2 protein-coding genes are annotated in these 2,462 nt (G+C 62.8%); both read left to right on the top strand.

What is annotated here, in order from left to right; genetic code table 11:
* The coding region (locus tag AC2FMY_RS21925) for a formate--tetrahydrofolate ligase (RefSeq protein ID WP_496808102.1) at positions 1-1,377 on the top strand (1,377 nt) is incomplete at its 5' end.
* A 73-nt stretch (positions 1,378-1,450) separates the two neighbouring features.
* Positions 1,451-2,353: a bifunctional methylenetetrahydrofolate dehydrogenase/methenyltetrahydrofolate cyclohydrolase FolD gene (gene folD / locus AC2FMY_RS21920; RefSeq protein WP_496808101.1), complete on the top strand. Its 903-nt coding sequence runs from the start codon at positions 1,451-1,453 to the stop codon at positions 2,351-2,353.
* Positions 2,354-2,462 lie beyond the last annotated feature (109 nt).

The raw sequence follows: 2,462 nt of genomic DNA, 5'->3' as shown, positions 1-2,462 counted from the left end.
GGCCCGAATTTCGGTATGAAGGGCGGCGCCGCCGGCGGCGGCAACGCTCAAATTGTTCCGATGGAAGACATGAACCTGCATTTCACAGGGGATTTCCATGCCATCACCAGCGCCCACTCGCTGCTGTCCGCGATGATCGACAACCACATCTATTGGGGAAACGAGCAGGAGATCGACCTGCGCCGGGTGACGTGGCGGCGCGTCGTCGACATGAATGACCGTGCGCTCCGGGATATCGTCTCGTCGCTCGGCGGCGTGGCGAATGGCTTCCCGCGGCAGTCCGGCTTCGACATCACGGTCGCCTCCGAGGTTATGGCGATTCTCTGCCTCGCGCGCGATCTCGCTGATCTCCAGCGCCGGCTCGGCGACATGATCGTTGCCTACCGCCGTGACCGCACCCCCGTCTACTGCCGCGACATCAAGGCGGACGGGGCCATGACGGTGCTTCTGAAGGATGCGATGCAGCCGAACCTGGTGCAGACGCTGGAGAACAACCCGGCCTTCGTACATGGCGGCCCCTTTGCCAACATCGCCCACGGGTGTAATTCCGTCATTGCCACGACAACTGCGCTAAAACTGGCAGACTACGTTGTGACAGAAGCCGGCTTCGGGGCCGATCTCGGCGCCGAGAAGTTCATGGACATCAAGTGCCGCAAAGCCGGCCTAAAGCCCGATGCCGTCGTCATCGTCGCCACGGTGCGGGCGATGAAGATGAACGGCGGCGTCGCCAAAGCGGACCTGGGCGAGGAGAACGTCTCTGCGGTGCAACGCGGATGCGCGAACCTCGGTCGCCATATCGAGAACATGAAGGCTTTCGGCGTGCCGGCTGTGGTCGCAATCAACCACTTTGTCACCGACACCGAAGATGAGGTCAAAGCGATCCAGGATTTCGTGAAGTTTCAGGGTTCTGAGGCGATCCTCTGCAAGCACTGGGCCGAAGGCTCGAAAGGGATCGAAGGGCTCGCCAGGAAGGTGGTCGAGATCGCCGAAAGCGGGCAGGCGCAATATGCGCCCCTCTACCCCGACGACATGCCGCTTTTCGAGAAGATCGAAGCCATCGCAAAGCGGATTTATCGGGCGAACGAGGTCCTCGCCGACAAGAAGATCCGCGATCAACTGAGGGAATGGGAAGGGCAGGGGTACGGCAGTCTTCCGGTTTGCATGGCGAAGACGCAGTATTCCTTTACCACTGATCCGAACATGCGGGGCGCTCCGAAGGGCCACTCGTTACCGATCCGGGAAGTCCGGCTGTCGGCCGGCGCGGGGTTCGTGGTCGTCATCTGCGGTGAGATCATGACAATGCCGGGCCTGCCGCGCACGCCCTCTGCCGAAAATATCCGGCTGAACGAAGCAGGCGAGATCGAAGGCCTGTTCTGAACGAAATGCCGCCGCCCGGCGTTGAAGCCGGGTGGCGGCATTTGCCGAAACCGGACTTGGAGGGCGTCCTTGGATGACCGCTACAATACTTGACGGAAAGGCCTTTGCGGCCTCCGTTCGTGAGAAAGTCGCCGCGTATGTCGCAAGGCTCAAATCGGACCAAGGCCTGACGCCCGGGCTCGCCGTGGTGCTCGTCGGTGAGGACCCGGCGAGCCAGGTCTATGTTCGCTCCAAAGGCAAGGCCACGGTCGAGGCGGGTATGAAGTCGGTCGAACACCGGCTCGATCCCGATACGTCCGAGGCCGACCTGCTGGCCCTGATTGCCGAATTGAACGCCGACCCGACAATCCACGGCATCCTGGTTCAGTTGCCCTTGCCCGGGCACCTGGACGAGGATCTCGTCATCAACGCCATCGTGCCGGAGAAGGACGTGGATGGCTTTCATATCTCGAATGTCGGCCTCCTCGGCACCGGGCAGAAATCCATGGTACCCTGCACCCCGCTGGGCTGCCTCATGATGCTGCGCGACCACCATGGCAGCCTTTCCGGGCTCGAGGCCGTGGTTATCGGTCGGTCGAATATCGTCGGCAAACCCATGGCGCAGCTTCTCCTCAAGGACAGTTGCACCGTGACGATTGCGCATAGTCGCACCAAAGACTTGCCGGATGTGGTGCGCCGCGCCGATGTGGTTGTGGCGGCAGTGGGGCGCCCGGAGATGGTTCTGGGGGAATGGATCAAGCCGGGTGCCACCGTGATCGACGTGGGCATCAACCGCGTTGACGCACCCGAAAAGGGCGAGGGCAAGACCCGGCTGGTCGGCGATTGCGATTACGAAAGTTGTGTCGAAGTGGCCGGTGCCATCACCCCGGTGCCGGGCGGCGTGGGCCCCATGACGATCGCCTGCCTGCTTGCCAATACGATCACGGCCTGCTGCCGCGCGAACGGCCTGCCGGAGCCGCAAGGACTGACCGCATGACGACCATGACACAGGACCGCGCCGCCTTCGGGGTGCGGCGGAAATCGGGCGCGGGCAAGGGCCGGCAGCTCGACCCCGCTGCGCTGGCCGAACTTCAAGAGATCATTGG

The sequence above is a fragment of the Ruegeria sp. YKSE079 genome, assembly GCF_059612845.1.
The sequence above is the reverse complement of the archived record's forward strand: the minus strand, read 5'-3'. Positions and strand labels throughout refer to the sequence as shown.